The organism is Mesorhizobium sp. M0698, from assembly GCF_040320455.1.
Lineage (GTDB): Bacteria > Pseudomonadota > Alphaproteobacteria > Rhizobiales > Rhizobiaceae > Mesorhizobium.
The window spans coordinates 503,448-526,115 of sequence record NZ_JAMYPQ010000002.1; the positions used below are offsets into that span (position 1 = coordinate 503,448).

The following is a 22,668-nucleotide window of genomic DNA, read 5'->3' on the forward strand; positions in this document are numbered from 1 at the left end:
TGCTCCTGACTGCCATGCCGAACGAGCCGACATGTTCAACACGCTGACCCGGCCGATCTTTGTCGCGTTGTTCCTCGCAGCAATAGGCAGCCTGACCGCCTGCAAGATCCTGCCGACGCCGTCGGCGGAAAACGGCGGCACTGGCTCCGCGTTCAATCCCGACAAGATGGTCGAGGACATCTGGGCGGCGAAAGTGATACCCTATCTGCAGCAGAAGGCCGGGCCGTTTCCCGAGGTTCATGCCTTGGCCAAGACCGATCCCGCCGCTGCCGGCGCCAAATACGGCAATCCGAAAAAGCAGGCGAATTCGCCATGGACCTTCGCGGTTCGGCTCGAGGGCAAGGTCGTGGCAGCCAACACACAGTCACGCGCGGCGACGATGGACATCGATGCCGACGGCGACGGCAAGGCGGACGCGCGGGTGCAGATCGGACCCGCCATGCGCGGAACCGCGCTGCGCGACAGCCTCGACTTCATCCAGTTCAACGATTTCACCAACCAGATCGACTTCGCCCAGTTCGGCAAGGCCTTCAACGCCTACGCCGACAAGACCGTGCTTTCCAAGCTGCCGCGCGAGGCACTCGAGGGCCGCAGCGTCGAGGTACTTGGCGCCTATACGCCGGGCAGTGGCCAGGACCTGCCGCTGGTGACGCCGGCGGAGGCAAAGATCGGGCCGAAGCCATGACCGGCGATCAAGATGTCATCCTGAAGCTGGAGGACGTCTCGAAAGTCTATTCCGGCACCGTCGCGGTCAAGCGGGCGAATTTCGAGGTGCGCAAAGGCGCGGTCAACGTGCTGGTCGGCGAAAACGGAGCCGGCAAATCGACGCTGATGAAGATCATCGCCGGCGTCGAGCAACCGACGCTCGGGCGCATCTTGCTGGACGGCGAGGAGGTTTCATTCTCGTCTTCCGGTGATGCCGTGAGCCGCGGCATCGGCATGGTTTTCCAGGAGCTGAATCTGTTCGGCAATCTGACTGTCGCCGAAAATATTTTCGCCACCCGCGAGATCACCAACCGCTTCCACAAGATCGACCGCAAGGAGCAGGAGCGCCGCGCGGCGGAGTTCCTTGAACGCCTGGAAGCCGGCATCCGGCCCGACATGCTGGTCGAGGATCTGCGCATCGGCCAGCAGCAGCTGGTCGAGATCGCCAAGGCGGTTTCGCTCGATGCGCGCATCCTGATCATGGATGAACCGACCTCGGCGCTCAGCGCGGCGGAAGTCGAGATCCTGTTCAAGGTGATTGCCGACCTCAAGGCACGCGGCGTGGCAATCGTCTACATCTCGCACCGGCTCGAGGAGCTGATCCGCATCGGCGACACCATCACGGTGCTACGCGACGGCCGCATCACCGGCCAGGCGGAGATGAAAGACGTCGACACCCAGTGGATCGTGCGGCAGATGATCGGCTCGGACGCCAAGGACTTCGCCAAGGCCGACGGCCACGTGCCGGGCGAGGAAATATTCCGCGCCGAGGACATTTGCCTGCCGCGCGTCACCGGCGGGCTTGCGGTCGATCACGTCTCGCTATCGCTGCGCGCCGGCGAAATTCTCGGCATCTATGGCCTAATGGGCGCCGGACGCAGCGAGCTGTTCGACTGCATCATGGGCCGCCGCGGCCATTCGACGGGCACGATATTCATTGCCGGCAAAAAAGTGCACGAGCGGGACACGACGCGGCGCATCCGGCGCGGCCTGGCGCTGATCCCCGAAGACCGCCAGCGCGAAGGGCTGGTGTCGATCCTCTCCGTCGCCAGCAATCTGACGCTGGCCAGCCTGTCGCGGTTCGTGCGCCTGTTCCACATTCGCGGTGCCGCCGAAAGACAGGCGGTGGCCCGGACGGTGCGCGAACTGGCGATCAAGGTCGCCGATCCGGCGCAGGAAGTCTCGTCGCTGTCAGGCGGCAACCAGCAGAAGGTGGTGATCGGCAAGGCGCTGCTCACCGGCCCGAAGGTGCTGCTGATGGACGAGCCCAGCCGCGGCATCGACGTCGGCGCCAAGGCCGACGTGTTCCGCACCATGCGCAAGCTGTCGCGCGACGGCCTGGGGATTCTGTTTGCCACCTCCGATCTCGACGAAGTGATGGCGTTGTCCGACCGCATCGCGGTGATGAGCAATGGAAAACTGACCGGCATGTTCGACCGCGCCGAGGCGACGGAGGCCGCACTCGTCGCTGCCTCGGCCTTCGGCCACGGACCGGTCCCGCACGGAGAGCAAGGCGCATGACTGACATCCCAGCCAAGGCGGCGGTCAACTCCATGTCGGGCGGGTCGGTCCTGCTGACGCTGATGAAGGCGAGGACGTTCATCGCGCTGATCGCCGTGCTGTTATTCTTCTCGATAGCCGCCCCCAATTTCCTATCGGCCGCCAATCTTATCCTGATGTCGAAGCACGTGGCGCTGAACGCATTCCTCGCAATGGGCATGACCTTCGTCATCATCACCGGCGGCATCGACCTGTCGGTCGGCTCGATCGTCGGCCTGTGCGGCATGGTGGCTGGCTACCTCGTGCTCAACGGCATCGACCTGCAGGTCGGCTACACCATCTATTTCAACGTCTTCGAGATCGCGCTGATCACGCTTGCCGTCGGCATATTGATCGGCGCCGTCAACGGCTTGCTGATCACCAGGCTTAACGTTGCGCCTTTCATTGCCACGCTCGGCGTGCTCTATGTCGCACGCGGCCTGGCGCTGCTGTCGTCGGACGGCCGTACTTTCCCCAATCTCGTCGGCAAGTCCGAACTCGGCACCACAGGGTTCGGCTACCTCGGCGCCGGCCGGCTGCTCGGCTTGCCGGTTTCCATATGGATCTTGGTCGTTGTTGCGGTAGGGGCGGCCTATCTCGCCAAATACACCCCGCTCGGCCGCCACATCTTCGCCGTCGGCGGCAATGAGCGGGCGGCGCGGATTTCAGGCGTCCGCGTCAACATGGTGAAGATGTTCGTCTACATGTTCTCCGGCTTCTGCGCGGCGATCGTCGGGCTGATCATCTCGTCCGAACTGATGGCCTCGCATCCGGCGACCGGAGAGAGCTTCGAACTCAACGCCATTGCCGCGGCAGTGCTCGGCGGCACCTCGATGTCGGGCGGACGCGGTACCATCGGCGGTACCATTGTCGGCGCCTTCGTAATCGGCATCCTTTCGGACGGGCTGGTGATGATGGGAGTGAGCTCGTTCTGGCAGATGGTGATCAAGGGCCTCGTCATCATCGTCGCCGTCGTCGTCGACCAGGCACAGCGCCGGCTGCAGAGCCGTGTCACGCTGATGCAGATGGCAAAGGCCGGCTGAAATGGCGGAGCTGCGGGGAGCGCTGATCGGCTGCGGCTTCTTTGCCCTCAACCAGATGCATGCCTGGCGCGACATAGAGGGCGCCTCGATCGCCGCCATCTGCGACCGTGATCCGGACCGGTTGAGGGTCGTTGGCGACCAGTTCGGGGTCGCACGGCGCTATACCGACGCGGCGGCGCTGTTTGCTGGCGAAAGGCTGGATTTCGTCGACATCGCCACCACCGCACCAAGCCACAGAATGCTCGTGGAGATGGCGGCGCAGCACGGCGTGCCGGCAATCTGCCAAAAACCGTTCGCGCCGACGCTTGCCGACGCCGAGGCGATGGTAAAGGCCTGTGCTGACGCCGGCGTGCCGCTGATGGTGCATGAGAATTTTCGCTGGCAGTCGCCGATCCAGGCGGTGCGTACCGTGCTCGACAGCGGCGAAATCGGCACCCCCTTTTTCGGACGGATCTCGTTCCGCTCTGCCTATGACGTGTTTTCCGGCCAGCCTTATCTGGCGACGGGAAAGCGCTTCATCATCGAGGATCTCGGCATCCACATCCTCGACATTGCCCGCTTCCTGCTGGGCGACGTCTCGACCGTCACTGCGCGAACGGCGCGCATCAATCCCGGCATTGCCGGCGAGGACGTTGCGACGATGCTGATGGACCACACGAGCGGCGCCACTTCCGTGGTCGACTGCAGCTACGCGAGCAAGCTCGCTACCGAGCCGTTTCCGGAGACGCTGATCGAGATCGACGGCAGCGACGGCACGATCCGGCTGGCGCAGGGCTACCGGCTCACCGTCACGGGAAGAAGCGGGACAGTCGTCAGCGATGTCTCGCCACCGCTGCTGGCCTGGGCATCGCGGCCGTGGCACAACATCCAGGAAAGCGTCGTCGCCATTCAAAAGCATTGGGTCGATTGTCTGACCAAGGGAACCGACCCCGCGACCTCGGGCGCGGACAACCTCAAGACATTAGCGCTGGTCGAGGCTGCGTACGCTGGCGCCGCAAGCCGGGAGCCGGTGCAACTCGACGCCTTGCTGAAATGACAGCCGACGCCTTCCTCCTCTACGGTACACGTGCCGTTGAAGCCGAACCGGTCAGGCTGCGCGCCGGCGCGCTGACGGCGGACTTCGTCAACGGCAATCTGCGCACCATCCGGCATGGCGGCACCGAGGTTCTGCGCGCCGTCGCCTTCATCGTTAGGGATCGCGACTGGGGCACCTACGAGCCGGCGCTCACCGATTTAATCATCGACCAGGGCGATGACGCTTTCTTCGTCAGCTATTCGGCAGGTTGTTTCGGACCAGAGGGAAGCCGGCTCGACTTCCGTGCGACCATCAAGGGCTCGGCTGACGGCCAGCTGATCTTCGACGTGAGCGCTCTTCCCGACAACGATTTCGAGACCAATCGCTGCGGCTTCTGCATCCTGCATCCGATTGCCGGCCTGGCCGGCAGCCCGGTCACGGTCGAGCATACCGATGGCAGCGTGGTCGCGACGCGGCTTCCAGAGCTGATCGATGCCTGGCAGCCTTTCAAGGATCTGCGGGCGATCACCCATGAGGTCCGGCCGGGCGTCACCGCCGAATGCCGTATGCAAGGCGATACTTTCGAGATGGAGGACCAGCGCAACTGGTCGGATGCCTCCTACAAGACCTATGTCCGGCCGCTGGCGCTGCCATGGCCATACGTGCTGCCGGCCGGCGAGACCTTCCGCCAGACCATCAGCTTGCGGATAGAGGGTCGCGGGAAAGTGCCGGCGGCTGCGGCAACCGTCGAACCAATTCGCGTCACGCTCGGCAAAGCCGGACCGGCGCTGCCGGATATCGGCGTGATCGTCTATCCGGATGAGGTCGAGGCGGCGCTGGGCAAGCTGCCGATGCTGTCCGAGCTTGGTCCGCAGCAATTGATGTTCCATTACGACCCGACGCGTGGCCATGGGCTCGACGCCTTGCGGGCTTACGCCCGGCTCGCCGCCGCCTATCCGGTCCGGACAATGCTCGAATGTGTCATTGCCGGCGACGGCGATCTCGACGCCGAGCTTTCAGGCGTCGCCGACATGGTGCGCCAGGTCGGGCTCAAGCTTTCGGCCATTGCCGTCTCGCCCTCGGTCGACCGGCAGTCGACGCCGCCGGGCAGCGCATGGCCGCAATGCCCACCGCTCGAAGACGTCTATGCCGCGGCGCGGCGCGCCTTTCCCGACACCCGCCTCGGCGGCGGCATGTTCAGTTATTTCACCGAACTCAATCGCAAGCGTGTGCCGGCTGACCCGCTCGATTTCGTCACGCATTGCACCTGCCCGATCGTGCACGCCGCCGACGATCTCAGCGTCATGCAATCGCTGGAGGCACTGCCTTTCATCACGGCGTCAGTACGAACGATCTTCGGAACAATACCTTATAGGATCGGGCCGTCGACCATTGCCATGCGCCAGAACCCTTATGGCGGCGCGACCAAGGCCAATCCCGACAATCAGCGCATTGCCATGGCCGACCGCGACCCTCGCCATGCCGGGCTGTTCGGGGCCGCGTGGACGATCGGCTATGCCGCGCGCGTTGCGCCGGCCGGGCTCGAAATGCTCACGCTCTGCAGCTTCACCGGACCATTCGGCGTACTGGCCTCGTCGGGCGAACCTGTCGAAGAAGGTGCACCCCGGCCGATTTTCCACGCGGTGAAAGGACTTTGCGATCTGGCCGGCCATGCGCATATGGCGGCGACAACGACCGATGAGACGCGGGTGCTGGCACTGGCCGGCCGCTCCCAGACAGGCAAGATCATCGTCTGGCTGGCGAACCTTACCTCGGACGACGTTCCAGTCGATGTTTCCGGGCTCGGCTCCGATCGGGGTCCTCTGAAGATCTGGGATGGACGAATATCGCGCAAGATTCCGCGAGATACGTCGGTCCGAGACCATCTTGTGATGACACCCTATGCAATCGTCCGGATCGGCTGAAGTCATTTGCCGAGGCTCATGGATAGCCGCACTTCCGCGGCGGTTGCCCGTAGCCGCAGCACTTCCGTTGCCGACTTGTCACCGGATTTGCTTTCGAAACTCGCCTGGTGCCATTCCAGTTGTCTTGGAAAAAAGACGGCTGAACGAGGCGACGTCCTGATATCCGACGCGATAGCAAATTTCTGAAACACTCAGTTTCGTTTCCTCAAGCATGGATTTTGCCAACTCCAGCCGCCGTTCCTGGATCCATTTTCCCGGCGTTGTCTGGAGTTCGTCGAAAAATCTGCGAGACAGGGTTCGCGAAGACATGCCCAATTCAGTTGCGAGAAATTTCAGATCGATTTCCGACATCTTGTCTTTCGAGAGCTCGCGCAGCTTGTTCTCGAATGGGCTGGCCTCGTTCGAAATTTCGTCGAGAGAAAATTCGTAGGGACTCTGGAATTTGCGCGGCGGAGGAAGAACCAGAAGTTTTCGAATGATCCGCTCCTCTTTCGAGAAGCCCAGATCGATCAGCAAAGCCCTGGCGAGTTCGAGTCCGGAAAACCCGCCTCCGCATGTGTAAAGGCGGTCCTGGCGAATGAGCAGGCGGGAAGCGTCCCATCGCACTTGCGGAAACCGGCGGCTTGCCTCGGCTTTCAGCCACCAGGATATCGTTGCGCGTTTACCGTCCAATAATCCCGAATTGGCGAGCAGATAACACGCGCCGCAATGTGCTGCGATGATTGCGTCCTGCTGTTGCGCGAGCGCGATCAGCGGTTTTGAATGTTCACTCTCCTCGTCGAGCGAGCGCAGAAGCTCCGGAATCTCGACGCCCGGCATCGCAATGAGAATCAGGACATCCATTTTCCGGGATGGTTGAGCCTTCGTCGGGAAGGAAATTCCTGTACTTGATGTCGACGGCGCGCCCCTTGAAACGAACTCACAGGAGAGAACCTGTGACCGGCAGACGTCATTCACAAGCTGAAACATTTCCACGAGCGTCGAGACGACGGCCGAATAGAAATTCGTCGGCAGCCAGATCACGACGTGGAGGCTCCTGTCAGCCATTGCGGTTCTCCGGGTGTCGTTCTCGCCGATTGGCAAATCTAGCATAGTCTTTGCAAGAATTGCCAATTCAAGAAGAAGCCAGGCGCCTCCAAGACGGGCCTATGCGGGCCTGCTGACGAAAGCGGGCGGCGGAAATCCACGGCTGGGAAGATGCAAATGCTGAAATCGCTGAATGAAAACAACGCGGCACATACACCGGATTCAGACGGCAACATAAAACTGCGTCGGTCCGGGCTCAGGCTGATCTGTGGTCAGCCAGTAGGCCGAGAGCAAGGTCCGACCGCGACGCCGGTCGGGACCTGCACTTGATTTTCAGTTGCCGGAATTCATCACGTAGAGCGCGCGCGAGCGTTCGAGGTGCTTGATCATCGCCTTCTCGGCGCCATCCGCATCCTTGACTTCGATGCGTCCGACGATCTCTTCGTGCTCGGTTAGCGTGAACTTTTCCTTGCCGGTCCAGATCAGCATTTCGGTGTGGTATTCCTTTAGCCAGCCTAGCATTGCCTCGCTGACGGCGACATAGATCGGGTTACCGGATATTGCCGCGATCTGTGTGTGGAATTTCATGTCGGCGGATATGAAGGCTTCCGAGTTGCCACGATGGCTGCGCTGCTCGGCGACCGTTTCCCGCAGCCGCTGCACGTCCTCGGCTGTGGCCTTTTCTGCAGCTTCCTTGACCATTCCGCGCTCGAAGAAGATGCGCGCGTTCTTGAGGTGCTCGAGCGTGTCTTTCGATGACGACAGGATGATCTTGGCTGCGCCGTCGACCTGCTTGATGATCGACTTGGCGGTGAGCTGCAGCACCTTGGCACGCTCGCCATGCGAGATCGCGACCAGCCCCATATTGCTCAATGCCTGCATCGCCTCGCGGATCGCCGGCCTGCCGACCTCGAAACGCTCCATCAATTCGCGCTCCGACGGCATGTCGTCACCCGGCAGCAATTCGCCGCCGGTGATCAGGCGCTTCAGTCTCAAGAATACTTCGTCGGAAAGCTTGCGCCGGACGATCGGCTCCGAACGGTTCATCGTCGCGAATCACTCCTTTGGCCGGCCCCCTATCTAGCATTTCCGGCGTGAATTCCGGAACGCCTGCTGCCGGCTCGCCCGGCCCTGCCCAGCCGGATAGGGCTTGCAAAGCTTATGTACTCATTATACCAGATTTCAAGGGCCAAGGAACCTTTTTCGAACCACCCCGGCAGGCCGCGCGAATATGATTGTTCTTACCTATCGCATCGAAACGCCCGGCAATATCGAGGCGCTGGCGGCCAAGATTGCAAGCGACCAGTCGACCGGGACCTTCGTCGCGCTGGCCGGCGAGACGGAAGAGCTCAAGGCCAGGGTCGCAGCGCGAGTCCTGGCGATACGGCATCTGCCGGACGCGGACCGGCCGTCCCTTCCCGAAACCGGTTCGGGAGCAAGCCCCGAAGCACGCAACGGCCCGGTCAAGCGCGCCGACATCGATATCGCCTTTCCGCTGGACGCCATCGGCACCGACCTGTCGGCGCTGATGACCATCGCCATCGGCGGCGCCTTTTCGATCAAGGGCCTGTCCGGCATCCGTGTCGTCGACATGAAGCTACCCGAGGAGTACCGGGGCGCGCATCCGGGCCCGCAATTCGGCGTCACGGGCAGCCGCAGGCTGACCGGTGTCGCGGATCGTCCGATCATCGGGACCATCGTCAAGCCGGCGCTGGGACTCCGCCCGTACGAGACGGCCGCAATGGTGCAAGAGCTGATTGCCGCTGGCGTCGACTTCATCAAGGACGACGAGAAGCTGATGAGCCCGGCCTATTCACCGCTGTCGGAGCGAGTGAGGGCAATCATGCCGCTGATCCTCGACCACGAGCAGAAGAGCGGTAAGAAGGTCATGTATGCCTTCGGCATTTCACATGCCGATCCCGACGAGATGATGCGAAACCACGATCTGGTGGCAAAGGCCGGTGGCAATTGCGCGGTGGTCAACATCAATTCGATCGGCTTTGGTGGCATGGCTTACCTCCGAAAGCGCTCTAGCCTGGTGCTCCATGCCCACCGCAATGGCTGGGACATTCTCACCCGCCATCCCGGCCTCGGCATGGATTTCAAGGTCTGGCAGCAGTTCTGGCGGTTGCTCGGCGTCGACCAGTTCCAGATCAACGGCATCGCCTCGAAATACTGGGAACCCGACTGGTCCTTCGTCGAATCCTTCAAGGCGGTGACCACGCCGATCTTTTCGCCGGCCGATTGCGCATTGCCGGTCGCCGGCTCCGGCCAGTGGGGCGGGCAGGCGCCTGAAACCTTCCAGCGAACCGGCCGAACGGTCGATCTTCTCTATCTCTGCGGCGGTGGCATCGTCAGCCACCCGGACGGGCCGGGCGCCGGCGTGCGCGCCGTGCAGCAGGCCTGGCAGGCGGCAGTCCAAGACATTCCGTTGGCGGATTATGCCTTGAGCCATGTCGAGCTGGCGCGGTCGATCGAGAAGTTCGGCGGCGGCGAGGCGGCCTGACGCCATGCAAAACCTGCTTCTGAGTTACTATGGCGACGACCTGACCGGCTCGACCGACGTTATGGAGGCGCTCGAGCTCGGCGGGGTGCCGACCGTCCTGTTCATGCGCCAGCCGGACGAGGCGCTGCTTTCGCAATTTGCGCATTGCCGCGCCCTCGGGCTGGCCGGCACCAGCCGCAGCGAGACGCCGCAGTGGATGGACACGCATCTGCGAGATGCCTTCGCCTGGCTGAAGACCGTCAACGCCGAGATCTGCCACTACAAGGTCTGCTCGACCTTCGATTCCAGCCCGGCAATCGGCAGCATCGGCCGGGCGATCGAAATCGGCCGCTCGGTTTTCCGGCAAGACGGCGTGCCGCTGGTGGTCGGCGCGCCGCAGCTGAAGCGCTACACCGCCTTCGGTCATCTGTTCGCGGCCTATCGCGAAAAATATTTCCGCATCGACCGCCATCCCGTGATGAGCCGCCATCCGACCACGCCGATGGACGAATCCGACCTGCTGATCCATCTGTCGCGCCAGACCAGCCTCGCCTCGGGCCTGGTCGACCTGGCGACGCTGCAGTCTGCGTCGCGGTCGAAAGCATTCGACCGGCTTGTGGAGAATGGCTCAGGTATCGTGCTTGTCGATGTCGATAGCCTGGAAACCCAGGCACTTGCCGGCAAGGAGATTTGGCGCGCTCGCAAGCCGGGCGGTTATTTCGTCGTCGGCTCTTCAGGCATCGAATATGCCTTGCTGGTCGAATGGGCATCGAACCGGATCGTGGATACCAAATCCGCCTTTTCGCCGCCGGGCGCTGTCGACAGGATCGCCGTGGTCTCGGGGAGCTGCTCGCCGACGACGGAACGACAGATCCGTCATGCTCTGGCCGACGGCTTCGACGGGATCGAGCTCGACCCGGTCAAACTGGTTTCTGAGGCTTCGAACGACGCGATTGCGCGCGCGGTGGCAACCGGCCGCTCCAGCCTACGGGCCGGGCGCAGCGTCATCCTCTACACCGCGCTCGGACCTGCGGCCGACCGCGGTGCAGAAATCGATCTCCGGGAAGGCGCCCGCCATAAGCTCGGCCGCGGCCTTGGCGAGGTTCTCCGCGAACTGACGCTTCAAGAGAAGCTACTGCGCGTGGTCATCGCCGGCGGCGACACGTCGAGCCATGCACTTGGCCAGATGGGCGTCGACGCGCTGACTGTGCGAATGCCGCTGCCGGCATCGCCGGGCTCGCCACTTTGTGTGGCGCATTCAAGCATTAAGGCGATCGATGGGCTGGAAATTGCCCTCAAGGGCGGGCAGGTCGGAACCGACCGCTATTTCTCCACTATTCGCGATGGGGTCGGGTCGGCGGTTGAGAGCGGGGATATCAGGTCAAATCGGTGATGCTCGATCGGGATCGAGGATAGTCACTAGCCGGCAAACCAGAAATCTCAGGCGTTCAGATCAGCGGCAATGCCACTCATCCCGCTATCTGCCCATTGCCCTGCCTGGATGATACTGACGGGCGTAGGCGACACAGGCGTCCACCGTGCTGACACAAAGCGCATCGCGGTTGTTCGGCAGGTTGTTGTCGCCGGCGTAGGCAACCTCGGCAACATGACCGTCAACCATTCGAATTTGTGTGTTGCAATAGCCGCCGGGGGCGACGTTGACGGAACCTCCGAGCGCAGGGACCGGGCCAATGGCCACCGTCGGAACCACAATGTTGAGATTGCCACGTTGAACGACGCGCTGATAGGTCCAGATCTGGCCGGATTTGCCGACATCGGCAGTGGCGGTCGGAAAGCCGGCGCACATTCGAACGTCCGCCTCGCTAAGGCCGACCATCTCCCTGCGGGCTGCTGCCGCCGTGGCGTCCTCTTTTGCAGTGCTCGACGTGTCGTCGGGCATGACGCAGGAAGACAGGATGGCGGCGCTTGCCGATAGAAGGAGAAGGGCAAGCTTTCGGGTGTGGAAAGATGTCATACCAACTTCGGATTGCACGGGAGCCCCGAATGCCAACCTAGGAAGTGGGCCAATCGAGTCAACCGGCAGAAAATTCACGAAGTCGTTTGGTCCGCCATTCCGCCGCACGCATCTGCTGGAAGAGGTTGAGGCTGCCGCCGTGACCCTCGCGCCCTATCTTCCGCCTGGGCATCGGATTTCCCAAACCGATCCCTTCTTGTCAGACGTACTGGCGCACGGTGCTGTGACTTTGGTTCGGCCGACGGTGTGCTAGTTTCAGCCAATTGCTCCGGAGACGTCATGCCTATCAAGCTGCAAGAAATCGCCCTCGCTCTTCTGCTGTTGGTTGCCGGAACTGGGGTGGGTCACGCGGAGACGGCCCAGCGGCCGCCGCCCACAGGCGGGGTTCTCTCGCTCCTGCCACCGCCGCAGACTTCCGATCATTCGATCGTCATTGCCGGACGCACGCTCGATTACGAGGCCAAGGCCGGCACGCTGTCATTACCGTCCGGCAAAGGCGATATCACCGCCGAGATTTTCTATGTCGCCTATGCTCTGCACGCCGGGAAAGAAACGGGACCGGATCCGCGGCGCCCGATCACCTTCGTGTTCAATGGCGGTCCGGGAGCAGCTTCCGCTTATCTTCATCTCGGCGCGCTCGGTCCGCGGGTCCTGGCGACGGCGGCCGATGGAAGTTTCCTGCCGCCGCCGCAGAGGCTGTTCGACAACCCCGACACTTGGCTCGACATGACCGACTTGGTCTTTGTGGACCCTGTTGGAACCGGCTACAGCCGTGAAGCGCCCGGCACGGAAGCACACAGCTTCTGGGGCGTCAGCCAGGACGCCGCGTCGATAGGCGCGTTTATCCGGCTCTATCTGGCGCAGACGAACCGTACGGCATCGCCTGTCTTCCTGGCTGGCGAAAGCTATGGCGGCTTTCGAGCAGCATTGCTCGCCAGGAAGCTTCAGGAAGACATCGGCATCAGCCCGAGTGGCGTCGTGCTGATTTCGCCGGCGCTCGAATTCACGCTGGTGCGCCCGGACGAGTTCCAGCCGCTCCACTGGGCGCTGGAACTGCCGTCGCTGGCGGCAGTGCGCCTACACAGCGAAGGCGTTTCCGGCCCGGCCCTGCAGGAGCGGCTGGCGGAAGTCGAACGCTATGCGCTCGGCGATTATCTGGCCGCGCTGGCAGGTGGGCTGGAGCAGGGTGGACGCCTGGCGAGCCAGCGTGTCGCCGCAATCACCGGTCTGCCGCTCGATCTCGTCCAGCGGCACTTTGCACGCATTCCCATAGGGCTGTTCGCCAAGGAGTTTGCACGGGCAAAGGGCAATGTTCTCAGCGCCTATGACGGCAACATCGCGACAGCGGACGTGGCGCCAGAGAGCCTGGGAGTCGAGGGTCCCGATCCGGTGCTCGACCGAAGCGTGCCGGCGCTCACCTCCGCTTTCGTCGGCTATGTGCGTGATGAATTGAACTTCCGCACGGATATCAGCTATCGGCTTCTCAACCGTGAAGTCAGCGGCAATTGGGACTATGGGACGAGCGCGACGCGTCAGGGCTATGCGGGTGTCATGGACGACCTTCAACAGGCGCGCGTGCTAAACCCCAGCCTCGGCGTGCTGATCGTCAACGGCTACAGCGACCTGGTGACGCCGTACATGGGCTCGCGCTACCTGCTTGGTCAAATTCCTTCGCTTGCCGGCGCAAAGCCCATTCGCACCGAGGTGCTGGAGGGCGGGCACATGATGTATCTGAGGCCGGATGGACGGGCGGCACTGAAGCAGGCCGCGTCCGAGCTTTACCGAACGACGCAATGAGACGGTTTGCCCAAAAAAGCGCCGGATACGCTGTTCGCCCTCTCATCAGGCCCTAGTTCCATCGCGATTGATCGGTTACATACCTAGGATGGCGTCTTTCAGCGACGTTCGACAACGGATTAGCCGGCTCTCCAGAATCGCGCCACTGGTGCGGCGTGCCGTCGAGCGGGCCATTCGGAACACCAAGCCACACAGGCTGACAAGCCTTGTTGACCGTTGGAATGCGCTGTCGCTGGCAACGCAGTTCCTGCTCGCGGGCGGTCTATTTTCCCTGTCAGCCATGGTGGTGGTGGGGATTTCCGTCACGAACCATATAGAAACCGTGGTCACGCAGAATTCGGCATCCGCAACGGCTCTTTACGTGGACAGCGTTATCGCACCGCTGCTTCCGGATATGCGCAAGAGCGAAGTGCTCGACGAGAGCGTCGCCCACGCGCTCGATGAAACGCTGGGACAAGGGGCACTCGGCACAAGGCTCGAATCCTTCAAGCTCTGGCGTCGCGACGGAACCATCCTGTATTCGACCGACAAGACATTGATCGGCAAGCGCTTTGAACCCAGCGACAATCTCCGGACGGCATTCGCAGGCCAAATGGTTTCGGAGTTCGACAAGCTCGACGATCCGGACAGCGAGGCCGAAAGAGCCAGCGGCTTGCATCTCCTCGAGATCTACAATCCGGTGCTGCAGCCATGGTCGGGGGAAGTGGTGGCCGTTTCGGAATTCTACGAGGTCGCCACTGATTTTGAAAGAAACCTGCATCAGGCGCTCATTCGAACCTGGCTGGACGTTGCCGCCGTCACAGCGGCCTTCTTTCTCGGGCTGTCGGCAATCGTGTTCCGTGGCAGCCGCATGATCAGTTCGCAGAGCCGCTCGTTGAAGCAGCGCATTGCCGAGCTTTCCGATCTGCTTGCGCAAAACAGACTGTTGAGGCTGCGGGTGCAGCGTGCCTCGCAGCGTGCCACCGCACTTAACGAACGCTATCTCAGGCGCATCGGTGCGGACTTGCACGATGGCCCCGCGCAATTGGTTGCTCTCGCGGCGCTGGGGATCGACAGCCCCGTCATTGCCGATCCCGCTACGCCGCAATCGAAGCGTGCACAGGAATTGCTGGCCATCAAAGCACATCTGGACGATGCCATGCGCGAGATCAGGAGCATCAGCAAGGGCCTTGTCCTGCCGCATATCGAGCATGCCGAACTGGGTGAAATTCTCCAGCTAGCCGTACAGGCGCACGAAGAACGAACCGGCGTCAAAGTGAGATTATCGATGACCGGCGGCCATGCGCCGTTGTCGCCGGCGGCCAAGATCTGCATCTTTCGCTTCGTCCAGGAGGCGCTGAACAATGGATTCCGTCATGCCGGAGGTGAAGGTCAGTCGGTCGAGAAACATTTCGACGGCGAGCGCGTTTGTATCGAAGTGGCCGACGCCGGCGCTGGCTTTGACCCGCAAATCGTGCGTCCCGAGAGGCTGGGACTCGTTGGGCTGCGCGAGCGGGTGGAAAGCCTCGGGGGTCAGTTTACCGTGACTTCCTCACAGAGTGGCACAGTCGTAAGAATGGGCCTCAACATCGTTGAAATGGGGCAGACATGACAGTAGCCATCAAGCTCGCCATCGTCGACGACCACCCGCTGTTCAGGGAAGGCGTTGTGCGCACGCTCGATCAGATCGGCGGGTTCGAGATCGTCGGTGAAGGAAGCAGCAGAGACGATGCCCTGCGGATAATCGAAGACCAGCGGCCCGACATTCTGCTGATGGACATCTCGGTTCCTGGAGGTGGCCTTGGCGTGATCGGACCGGCCCTTGAGCGGCATCCGGCACTGAAAATTGTGATGCTGACCGTTTCGGAAGAAAACCAGCACGTGATGACCGCGTTGCAGAGCGGGGCAAGGGGCTATGTTCTGAAGGGGGTCGGGTCGAGGACGTTGGCTGCGATCCTGCGCACGGTAGCGTCGGGCGAACGATATGTCTGTCCACAATTGTCGGCGCGCCTGTTGGCCGATCTCTCGGCTCAATCAAAAGAGCCGGCGAAAGCTGAAGGACTTGCCGACCTCACCAGCCGCGAAAGGGAGATCCTGACGCTGGTTGCCGCGGGACTGAGCAACAAGCGGATCGGGCTTCGGCTGAACCTGCATGAAAAGACGATAAAGCACCACATGACGCGAATCCTGGCCAAGCTCAACGTCAGCAACAGGACCGAAGCCGCCATGACCTTGCGCGACGCGACTGAGCGCCGCCATCCGCCTGTTCGCGATCATGCTTGAGCCGAAATTGCCGCACTGCGCGGCCATGTGAACTGGGCCTCAGTTGATCATTCCAAGCAACCTGTCCCGATCGGAACGCGTCGCCAGGCGCCGAATGATGATGCGGCCCTCGGCATCCCGCATTTCATATTGGTCGCTGTCGATGCGCTCACTGAGTCCGTTCGAATGCACCACGCCAATGCTCGGGCCGCTCACCTCGACCCGGTCTCCTGTGGATGCGTTGACAAAGAGTTTTGGCTTGCTATCGGGGTTTACCGCAGGGGCGGGATCAGGGAGATTGTCGTCCTGCGACTTTGCTTTGCCCTTGCCGGCACCAGCGTTCGAGTTCGAATTGCCGGAGTTTCCACCCGAATTGCCCGAATTGCCGTTCCCATTCCCGTTCCCGCCATTGCCGTTCCCGCCATCTTTGGCCCAGGCAGCCTGCGGGCCGAGCGGCTGCGATGATCCATCGACCACGACGCGATAGGGGCTCACGACGAGAATGAAGGTCAAGACGACTACAGAAATGCCGACATGACGTCCTCGTGAAGATCCGGTCCTTCGTTTCCGGGTCGTCATCAATGAACTTGTCAGTCGCATGTCGGAACTCCCCTTAATCATACGGCTTTGTCGTACTGCCTCCTGTTCGAATTCGTGTGATGCTTAAAACAATGGTTTGCGTCCGGAACGTCAAGGCCCACCAGTCCCACGATGGTAACTGGTGGGTCTCGCTAGCGCAGGAAGGGACTATTTACTGCGCAAGTCTTTTGCCTTCCCGTGGTTGCGTCTCTCCGCGATAGCGCCGAGTTCCCACTGTCAGCCAACAATAAATCCAATGGCCGCGATCCCGAAACACAGGCCAAATAACGGAAAAAGCAGCCAACGTGCCTGGTGAATGCTCGGGTCCATGGCGGCCTCCTGTAACAGTCGGCATCGCAACGGGGCTCCTCGGAACTCAGTTCCTGAAACTCTCGCATTTCGGGCTTTTGCGATAGCAGCCTCGGACCAAAGTTTGGCTGTGCGGGTCCTTAGTCGATAGGCCTACAGACTGAAGTCCCTATGCCAGGAGCCACCCTGCATTCGGCGACCTTTGTGTCCAACTGGCAGCTGCGATCCACCGCCCCCTTCGAATGCTTTGCGTTTCTGGCTCTATGGCAGCAACGCCGTTGGTCTACTGCCGCATCGTTGAAACTCCACCAATACAGACCCATATGCGAATTGCGTCGGATGTCTCCTCCCATTGCGTCCGGCGCGTTCCCCTCTGGAGGTTATAGACCTTCACACTTGGCCGGGCTTAACAGTCCGGCCTTTTCTTTTGGCATTTTGCGCAATCCGCCTGATGGCCCTAATTTGCGAGACATCGGTAAAATCGATTTGCAAATGCATTCATGTGCTCATAACCTGTCATCATGAGCACGATTTCCAAAGTTGCCACGCGAGCGGGCGTGTCGCGCACGACCGTGTCGCATGTCATCAACCATGCGGACCGGGTATCGAAATCGCTGCGTGAACGCGTACAAGCGGCGATCGACGAACTCGGCTACACGCCGAACCCGCAGGCGCAAAGTCTGCGCACCGGCCGCACCAACATCGTCGCGATGCTGATCCCGGACATCCGCAACCCGTTCTATCCGGAGCTGGTGAAAACGGCGCAGTCGACGCTCGAAGTGGTCGGCCTCGACATGCTGATCTTCAACACCGACGTGCCGGGCGGACATTCACAGGATCACGGCCGCGAGTATTTGCGCCAGATAGGGCGCAAGCGGGTCGACGGCGTCATCGTTGCCGACTTCGCGCTGCACGGCATGCACAGCGAACTGCTCAGCCTCGATCTGCCCGCCGTCTTCATCGGCCATCTGCCGAACCATGCTGTCGACAGCGTCCAGCTGGACGATTTCGGCGGCGGCTATCTGATGGGCGAGTATCTGGCGAAGAGGGGCCATCGCCGCGTCGCCCATGTCACCGGGCCATCCTTTTTCAAGGAGGCGATGGCGCGTGCTGCCGGCTTCGAAAAAGGGCTCGCCGACAATGGCGTGCCAATCTCCGCCGATCTGCGGTTCGAGGGAAGCTATCTTGCCCCGTCAGGGCGGGAAGCGGTCACCTGGCTCAGGGAGAAGCACGGCGGAAACCTGCCGTCGGCGATGTTCTTCGCCAATTATCTGATGGCCTCCGGTGCGCTGACCGAATTCTACGACCATGGGATCAATATCCCTCAGGATATCGCCATCGCAGTCTTCGATGACCTGCCTCAACTGGAATATGTCAGGCCGAAGCTGACCCGTGTCGGCAACAGTCCGACAATGCTTGCCAAGCGCGCCACGGAAATGCTGCTCGAACGGCTGGGTGGCAAAGTCGAGAGCGCGCCGCGCACCGAAGTGATCCCATGCGCGTTGAGCCCATTCGACAGCGCGTGACGCCAGATGCCGGCAAAGGGAACGGAGGTCCCTTCGCCAACGTTCGACCGAACAACATCCAAGGGAGGAATTGATGACTGACAAAACGACCCGCGACCGGCCATTGGCCAGCCTGAACCGTCGTCGGCTGATCCAGGGCGGCGCCACTTTCGCTGCCGCCGGCCTCACAGGCTTCCCGTTCATCAACAGGATGGCCGTGCGCGCTCAGGAAGCGCCGCTGAAATTCTGGCAGTTCTATGCGCCTGGCGGAGACGTGAAGCCGCAGGTCCAGTGGTTCGAAAAGCTGGTGGCCGACTGGAACGACGGCCACGACCAGAAGGTCGAGCTCGAATATGTCGTCAACAGCGAATACATCTCCGGTTCCAAGCTGGCAACGGCCTTCGCGTCGGGCGAGGGCCCTGACATCTTCCTCATCAGCCCCGGCGATTTCCTGCGTTATTACAATGGCGGCGTGCTTGCCGACCTGACGCCGCATATCGAGGATGCCGCCAAAGCCGATTTCCCGGAAAGCGTCATCGCCAACCGCATGGTGGACGGCAAGATCTACGGTGTGCCGATGGAAGTCGAGCCGATGGCCTTCTACTATTCGGTCAAAGCGTTCGAGGATGCAAAGCTCAACGAGAACGACGTGCCGAAGACCTGGGACGAGCTGTTGGCGGTCGCCAAAAAGCTGACGACGCCCAGTCGCTACGGCGTGCTGTTCGAAACGACTCCCGGCTATTACCAGAACTTCACCTGGTATCCGTTCCTGTGGCAGGGCGGCGGCGAATTCCAGGGCAAGGACGGCAAGAGCGCCTTCGATTCGCCGGCCACCGTCCAGGCGCTGAAACTCTGGCAGGATGCCATCAATACCGGCGTGGCGCCGCGTCAGGTGGTCGGCGGCGGCTTCGACATAGTCGCCAATCTCGGGGCAGGGCTGTGCGCCATGCAGAACTGCGGCATCTGGGGCATTTCGGCGATGGACAACAACGCCAAGGACGTGCCCTACGGCATCTTCAAATTGCCGACACCGGCCAATGGCAAATACGTCACCGTCGGCGGTGGCTGGGCCTTTGTCGCCAATGCCGGAGGCAAGAACCCAGATGCCTCCGCCCAGTTCTGCGCCTGGGCGCTGGCCTCAATGGACCAGGCCTCGATCGACCGGGTCGTCAACTGGTGCACTGTCGCCAAGAGCGACATGCCGCCGCGCAACAGCGCGCTGAAGGCCGGCGCCGATGTCTTCAGCACCGGCAAGTTCGGCACCTTCGCCAAGGAGATCCATCCGGGGACGCGCGCCGAGCCGCGGGTTCCGCCGGAGGCCTACAAGATCATCTCCGACGCCATCCAGTCGGCACAGCTTGGCGGGGTCGATGCCCAGCAGGCGGCGACGACGGCCAGTCAGCAACTCGATGCGTTCCTCGCTTCCTATTCCGGCGCGCCGATCCTTTAGGCCCTTTCCAGCATGGATCAGATGAAACCGCCAGCCGCGGGCGCGAATTCCGCCCGCGGCCTCACCGCCAAGCAAAGGGAGCGCTGCGCCGCATGGCTGTTCGTCCTGCCCGATGCGCTTGGCCTGCTGGTGTTCGTCGGCGTGCCGATGCTGCTGTCGCTCGTAGTCGGGTTCTTCGAGGTCAACGGCTTCGGCGGCTACAGGTTCGTCGGGTTCGGCAATTACAGGCGCATGTGGGGCGACCCGCTGTTCTGGTCGTCCGTGAAGGTGACGGTAGCTTATGCCGTCATGCTGGTGCCGGCGCTCTACGTCGCCGGACTGGGACTGGCGCTTCTGGTGCAGAAGACCAACCGCTTCAACGCGGTCATGCGCTCGATGTTCTTTGCGCCGCAGATGGTCAGCCTGGTCGTGGTGGCGCTCGTGTGGCAGCTCATGCTGGTCGAAAAGGTCGGCATCGTCAGCCGGCTGGCGCCGCTCGTCGGCCTCGGCGGAATTTCGCTGCTCGGCGATCCAAATCTGGCGCTGTTCACGCTGGTGCTGGTCAGCGTCTGGTTCCTGATGGGTTTCTACATGCTGATCTTCCTCGGCGGGCTCCAGGACATCCCGGCAGAGTACTACGAAGCCGCAAAGATCGACGGTGCCGGGCCGGTGACAAGCTTCTGGTACATTACTTTGCCCTTGCTCAAGCCGACCAGCTTCTTCGTCCTCCTGGTCTCGCTCGTCGCGGCTGTCGCCGGCGGCCAGGTCTTCGACCTGATCTATGTGATGACCAAAGGCGGTCCGGTCAATTCGACCTCGGTGCTGATCATCTACATCTACAAGCAGGCATTCCAGTTCGGCGCGTTCGGCTATGCATCGGCAATGGCATCGCTGCTGGTGCTGGCGCTGATGCTGGTCACGGTCTTCTTCTTCGTGCTGACGCGCGGCGGACGCTTCGAGCATGACTGACGGCCGAACTCCTTCCGGCCGTTCGCAGATACGGGCGGCGAGACTTGCCTGGATGCTGGCAACCGCCGCACTTGGCCTGATGACGGTATTCCCGCTTGTCTGGATGCTGGTCATCTCGCTCAAGCCGGCGAGCGACGTCTTCACGCCGAGCCTCATTCCGGAACGGCCGACGCTCGGCAATTTCCTCTACGTACTGACCGAGGTGCCGTTCCTGCGCTATCTCTTCAATTCGTTCTTTGTGTCGGCCACAGTAACCGTCGCTGCGCTGTTCTTCCATTCGATGGCCGGCTATTCGCTCGCACGGCTGCGTTTTCCGGGCCGCGACATTCTGTTCCTCGCCATGTTCTCGACCTTCCTGGTGTCGCTGCCGGTAATCATCGTGCCGCTGTTCATTTTGACGCGGACGCTGCATATGCTGGACAGCTATGCCGGGCTGATCATTCCGGCGATCTTCAACGCGTTCGGCATCTTTCTGCTCAGGCAATACTACCTGTCGCTGCCCAGGGAGTTGGAAGAAGCCGCGATCATGGACGGCGCCGGCTACTGGCGCATCTATTGGAGCATCATCCTGCCGCTCAGCCGGCCGATCCTGTCGGCGCTGGCGATCCTGTTCTTCCTCGCCAACTGGAACGCTTTCCTGTGGCCGCTGACGATCACCTCCGACCTCGATCTCTGGGTGGTGCAGGTTGCGATAGCAAATTTCAAGAGCCAGTACGCCGCCGCCTGGAATTACGTCATGGCCGCCTCGACCATCGTCGCCGTGCCGATGCTGGTCCTCTTCGTGATCTTCCAGCGCCAGATCATGGAATCCATCAAGACAAACGGCCTGAAATAACCGCTGAAGCAAGAGGAGAAACACATGGATAATGCCGGCCTGTCGCCGCTTCGCGGGCTCGCCAAATTGCGCGACGCCAAAACCCGCCGGTTCTCAAGCTACGACCGCACCGGCGGCAATGACGACCGGCTGCATATTGAACCCGGCCAGACGGTGGTGATTGCCGAGCATGACGGTGCCGGCATCGTCACGCATATCTGGGCGACGCTCGCCTGCAAGAGTGAGGACTTCCTGCGCAAGATCGTGCTGCGCGCTTACTGGGATGGCGAGGAATATCCGAGCATCGAAACGCCGATCGGCGATTTCTTCGGCATGGGCCACGCCCGCACGCGCAATTTTGCCAGCCTGCCGGTGCAGGCAAGTCCAGAGGATGGCAAGGCCTTCAACTGCTACTTTCCGATGCCGTTTGCCAGCCACATGCGCTTCACCGTCACCAATGAGGCTGAGGACGACCTGCTTTTCTATTACTATGTCGATCTCGAACTGCATGAGGAACTCGAGGAAGGCCTGGGCCGCTTCCACGCCCAATACAGGCAGCAGCGACCTGATGGCATAGACGAGACGGGGCTGGCCAACGAGCAGGTCCTGTTTGGCGGGGAAAACACCGACGGGAACGGCAACTACACCATCCTGGAGGCGGAAGGTCATGGCCACTATGTCGGCGTGCTCTATTCCGTCTATTCGCGGCGGCGTTCCGCACTATGGGACTGGTATGGCGAGGGCGACGACATGATCTTCGTCGATGGCGAGCCGGGCATTTCCGTGCCGGATACAGTGCGCAAGCCCGATCCGCGCATCGGACCGAAGGCCGAACTGATCGACGATCGCGGCGAGACCGGCCCCGGCGCCAACGATGCCTGGCCGCCGACGCTGCACGGCACCGGCACGGAAGATTATTTCAATACGGCATGGTGCCCGACACAGGACTACAGCGCGCCCTATCACGGCATCATCGCCGCCGGCGGGCCGAACTGGACCGAGCCGGTTACGCTCTATCGCTGGCACATAGAGGACCCGGTCATCTTCCACAAACGCATCCGGGTGACCATCGAGCACGGTCACGCCAATCGCCGCTCGGACGACATTTCGTCGGTCGCCTTCTGGTATCAGGCCGAACCGCACAAACCGTTCGAAGCGCTTGCCGATGTCGAGGACCGCATCCCCACCTATCGCGCGCCTTATCACAATTGGAATGCCGCCTTCGACGAGAAGAGGCGTTAGGCCGGGATGCGTTCGAATTGAACCGTGCATCCCGCGCTATCTGTGTCGGGGCACGACCGTGCCGCAGCGC

19 protein-coding genes are annotated in these 22,668 nt (G+C 61.8%); 15 read left to right on the top strand and 4 right to left on the bottom strand.

Features of this window, described 5'->3' with window-relative positions; genetic code table 11:
* Window positions 1-31 precede the first annotated feature (31 nt).
* Genes NKI16_RS07035 through apnL form a run of 5 tightly spaced genes read left to right on the top strand, consistent with a single transcriptional unit; the run spans window position 32 to window position 6,227 of the window.
* Complete coding sequence (locus NKI16_RS07035) at window positions 32-685, top strand: DUF2291 family protein (protein WP_023675476.1); 654 nt, start codon at window positions 32-34, stop codon at window positions 683-685.
* Entirely contained in the window at window positions 682-2,226 is a 1,545-nt protein-coding gene (locus tag NKI16_RS07040) for a sugar ABC transporter ATP-binding protein (RefSeq protein ID WP_352586637.1), read from the top strand. The genes NKI16_RS07035 and NKI16_RS07040 overlap by 4 nt, the downstream gene beginning before the upstream one ends.
* Complete coding sequence (locus NKI16_RS07045; RefSeq protein ID WP_352586639.1) at window positions 2,223-3,287, top strand: ABC transporter permease; 1,065 nt, start codon at window positions 2,223-2,225, stop codon at window positions 3,285-3,287. The genes NKI16_RS07040 and NKI16_RS07045 overlap by 4 nt, the downstream gene beginning before the upstream one ends.
* 1 nt (window position 3,288) lies before the next feature.
* Window positions 3,289-4,323 carry a Gfo/Idh/MocA family protein gene (locus NKI16_RS07050; protein ID WP_352586640.1) on the top strand — a complete coding sequence of 345 codons (1,035 nt, stop codon included), beginning with the start codon at window positions 3,289-3,291 and terminating at the stop codon, window positions 4,321-4,323.
* Window positions 4,320-6,227, top strand: coding sequence for a D-apionate lactonase (gene apnL / locus NKI16_RS07055; protein ID WP_352620460.1), 1,908 nt, complete (start codon window positions 4,320-4,322; stop codon window positions 6,225-6,227). The genes NKI16_RS07050 and apnL overlap by 4 nt, the downstream gene beginning before the upstream one ends.
* 78 nt (window positions 6,228-6,305) lie before the next feature.
* On the opposite strand, the gene NKI16_RS07060 is transcribed toward apnL, so the two are convergent.
* The gene (locus NKI16_RS07060) at window positions 6,306-7,274 is read right to left on the bottom strand and encodes a GlxA family transcriptional regulator (protein ID WP_198023535.1); all 969 of its coding nucleotides are present in this window, start codon (window positions 7,272-7,274) and stop codon (window positions 6,306-6,308) included.
* A gap of 312 nt (window positions 7,275-7,586) precedes the next feature.
* Window positions 7,587-8,300 (bottom strand): transcriptional regulator NanR, encoded by a 714-nt coding sequence (locus NKI16_RS07065; protein ID WP_023675482.1) that lies wholly within the window; start codon window positions 8,298-8,300, stop codon window positions 7,587-7,589.
* Window positions 8,301-8,484: 184 nt separating this feature from the next.
* Here NKI16_RS07065 and oiaX point away from each other — a divergent pair, with 184 nt between their 5' ends.
* Complete coding sequence (gene oiaX / locus NKI16_RS07070; RefSeq protein WP_023675483.1) at window positions 8,485-9,759, top strand: 3-oxo-isoapionate-4-phosphate decarboxylase OiaX; 1,275 nt, start codon at window positions 8,485-8,487, stop codon at window positions 9,757-9,759.
* A 4-nt stretch (window positions 9,760-9,763) separates the two neighbouring features.
* Window positions 9,764-11,131, top strand: a complete 1,368-nt coding sequence (locus NKI16_RS07075; protein WP_023675484.1) for a four-carbon acid sugar kinase family protein — start codon at window positions 9,764-9,766, stop codon at window positions 11,129-11,131.
* 84 nt (window positions 11,132-11,215) lie between these two features.
* Here NKI16_RS07075 and NKI16_RS07080 read toward each other — a convergent pair whose 3' ends face one another.
* Window positions 11,216-11,713 carry a hypothetical protein gene (locus tag NKI16_RS07080; protein ID WP_023675485.1) on the bottom strand — a complete coding sequence of 166 codons (498 nt, stop codon included), beginning with the start codon at window positions 11,711-11,713 and terminating at the stop codon, window positions 11,216-11,218.
* 279 nt (window positions 11,714-11,992) lie between these two features.
* Here NKI16_RS07080 and NKI16_RS07085 point away from each other — a divergent pair, with 279 nt between their 5' ends.
* From NKI16_RS07085 to NKI16_RS07095, 3 genes are all read left to right on the top strand, one after another.
* A complete protein-coding gene (locus tag NKI16_RS07085) occupies window positions 11,993-13,510 on the top strand; it encodes a S10 family peptidase (RefSeq protein ID WP_023675486.1) in 1,518 nt (505 codons plus the stop codon).
* A gap of 145 nt (window positions 13,511-13,655) precedes the next feature.
* The gene (locus NKI16_RS07090) at window positions 13,656-15,101 is read left to right on the top strand and encodes a sensor histidine kinase (protein ID WP_502897361.1); all 1,446 of its coding nucleotides are present in this window, start codon (window positions 13,656-13,658) and stop codon (window positions 15,099-15,101) included.
* Window positions 15,098-15,772, top strand: a complete 675-nt coding sequence (locus tag NKI16_RS07095; protein WP_023675488.1) for a LuxR C-terminal-related transcriptional regulator — start codon at window positions 15,098-15,100, stop codon at window positions 15,770-15,772. The genes NKI16_RS07090 and NKI16_RS07095 overlap by 4 nt, the downstream gene beginning before the upstream one ends.
* Window positions 15,773-15,811: 39 nt before the next feature.
* Here NKI16_RS07095 and NKI16_RS07100 read toward each other — a convergent pair whose 3' ends face one another.
* Complete coding sequence (locus tag NKI16_RS07100; RefSeq protein ID WP_023675489.1) at window positions 15,812-16,264, bottom strand: hypothetical protein; 453 nt, start codon at window positions 16,262-16,264, stop codon at window positions 15,812-15,814.
* Window positions 16,265-17,160: 896 nt separating this feature from the next.
* Here NKI16_RS07100 and NKI16_RS07105 point away from each other — a divergent pair.
* From NKI16_RS07105 to NKI16_RS07125, 5 genes are all read left to right on the top strand, one after another.
* Window positions 17,161-18,165 carry a LacI family DNA-binding transcriptional regulator gene (locus tag NKI16_RS07105; RefSeq protein ID WP_352586654.1) on the top strand — a complete coding sequence of 335 codons (1,005 nt, stop codon included), beginning with the start codon at window positions 17,161-17,163 and terminating at the stop codon, window positions 18,163-18,165.
* A 73-nt stretch (window positions 18,166-18,238) separates the two neighbouring features.
* The gene (locus NKI16_RS07110; protein WP_023675491.1) at window positions 18,239-19,594 is read left to right on the top strand and encodes an ABC transporter substrate-binding protein; all 1,356 of its coding nucleotides are present in this window, start codon (window positions 18,239-18,241) and stop codon (window positions 19,592-19,594) included.
* A 21-nt stretch (window positions 19,595-19,615) separates the two neighbouring features.
* On the top strand, window positions 19,616-20,542 hold the full coding sequence (locus tag NKI16_RS07115) for a carbohydrate ABC transporter permease (RefSeq protein WP_031211400.1): 927 nt from the start codon (window positions 19,616-19,618) through the stop codon (window positions 20,540-20,542).
* On the top strand, window positions 20,535-21,377 hold the full coding sequence (locus NKI16_RS07120; RefSeq protein WP_023675493.1) for a carbohydrate ABC transporter permease: 843 nt from the start codon (window positions 20,535-20,537) through the stop codon (window positions 21,375-21,377). Before NKI16_RS07115 ends, NKI16_RS07120 begins: the two co-directional genes overlap by 8 nt.
* Before the next feature lie 24 nt (window positions 21,378-21,401).
* A complete protein-coding gene (locus NKI16_RS07125; RefSeq protein ID WP_023675494.1) occupies window positions 21,402-22,598 on the top strand; it encodes a glycoside hydrolase family 172 protein in 1,197 nt (398 codons plus the stop codon).
* Window positions 22,599-22,668: the final 70 nt, after the last annotated feature.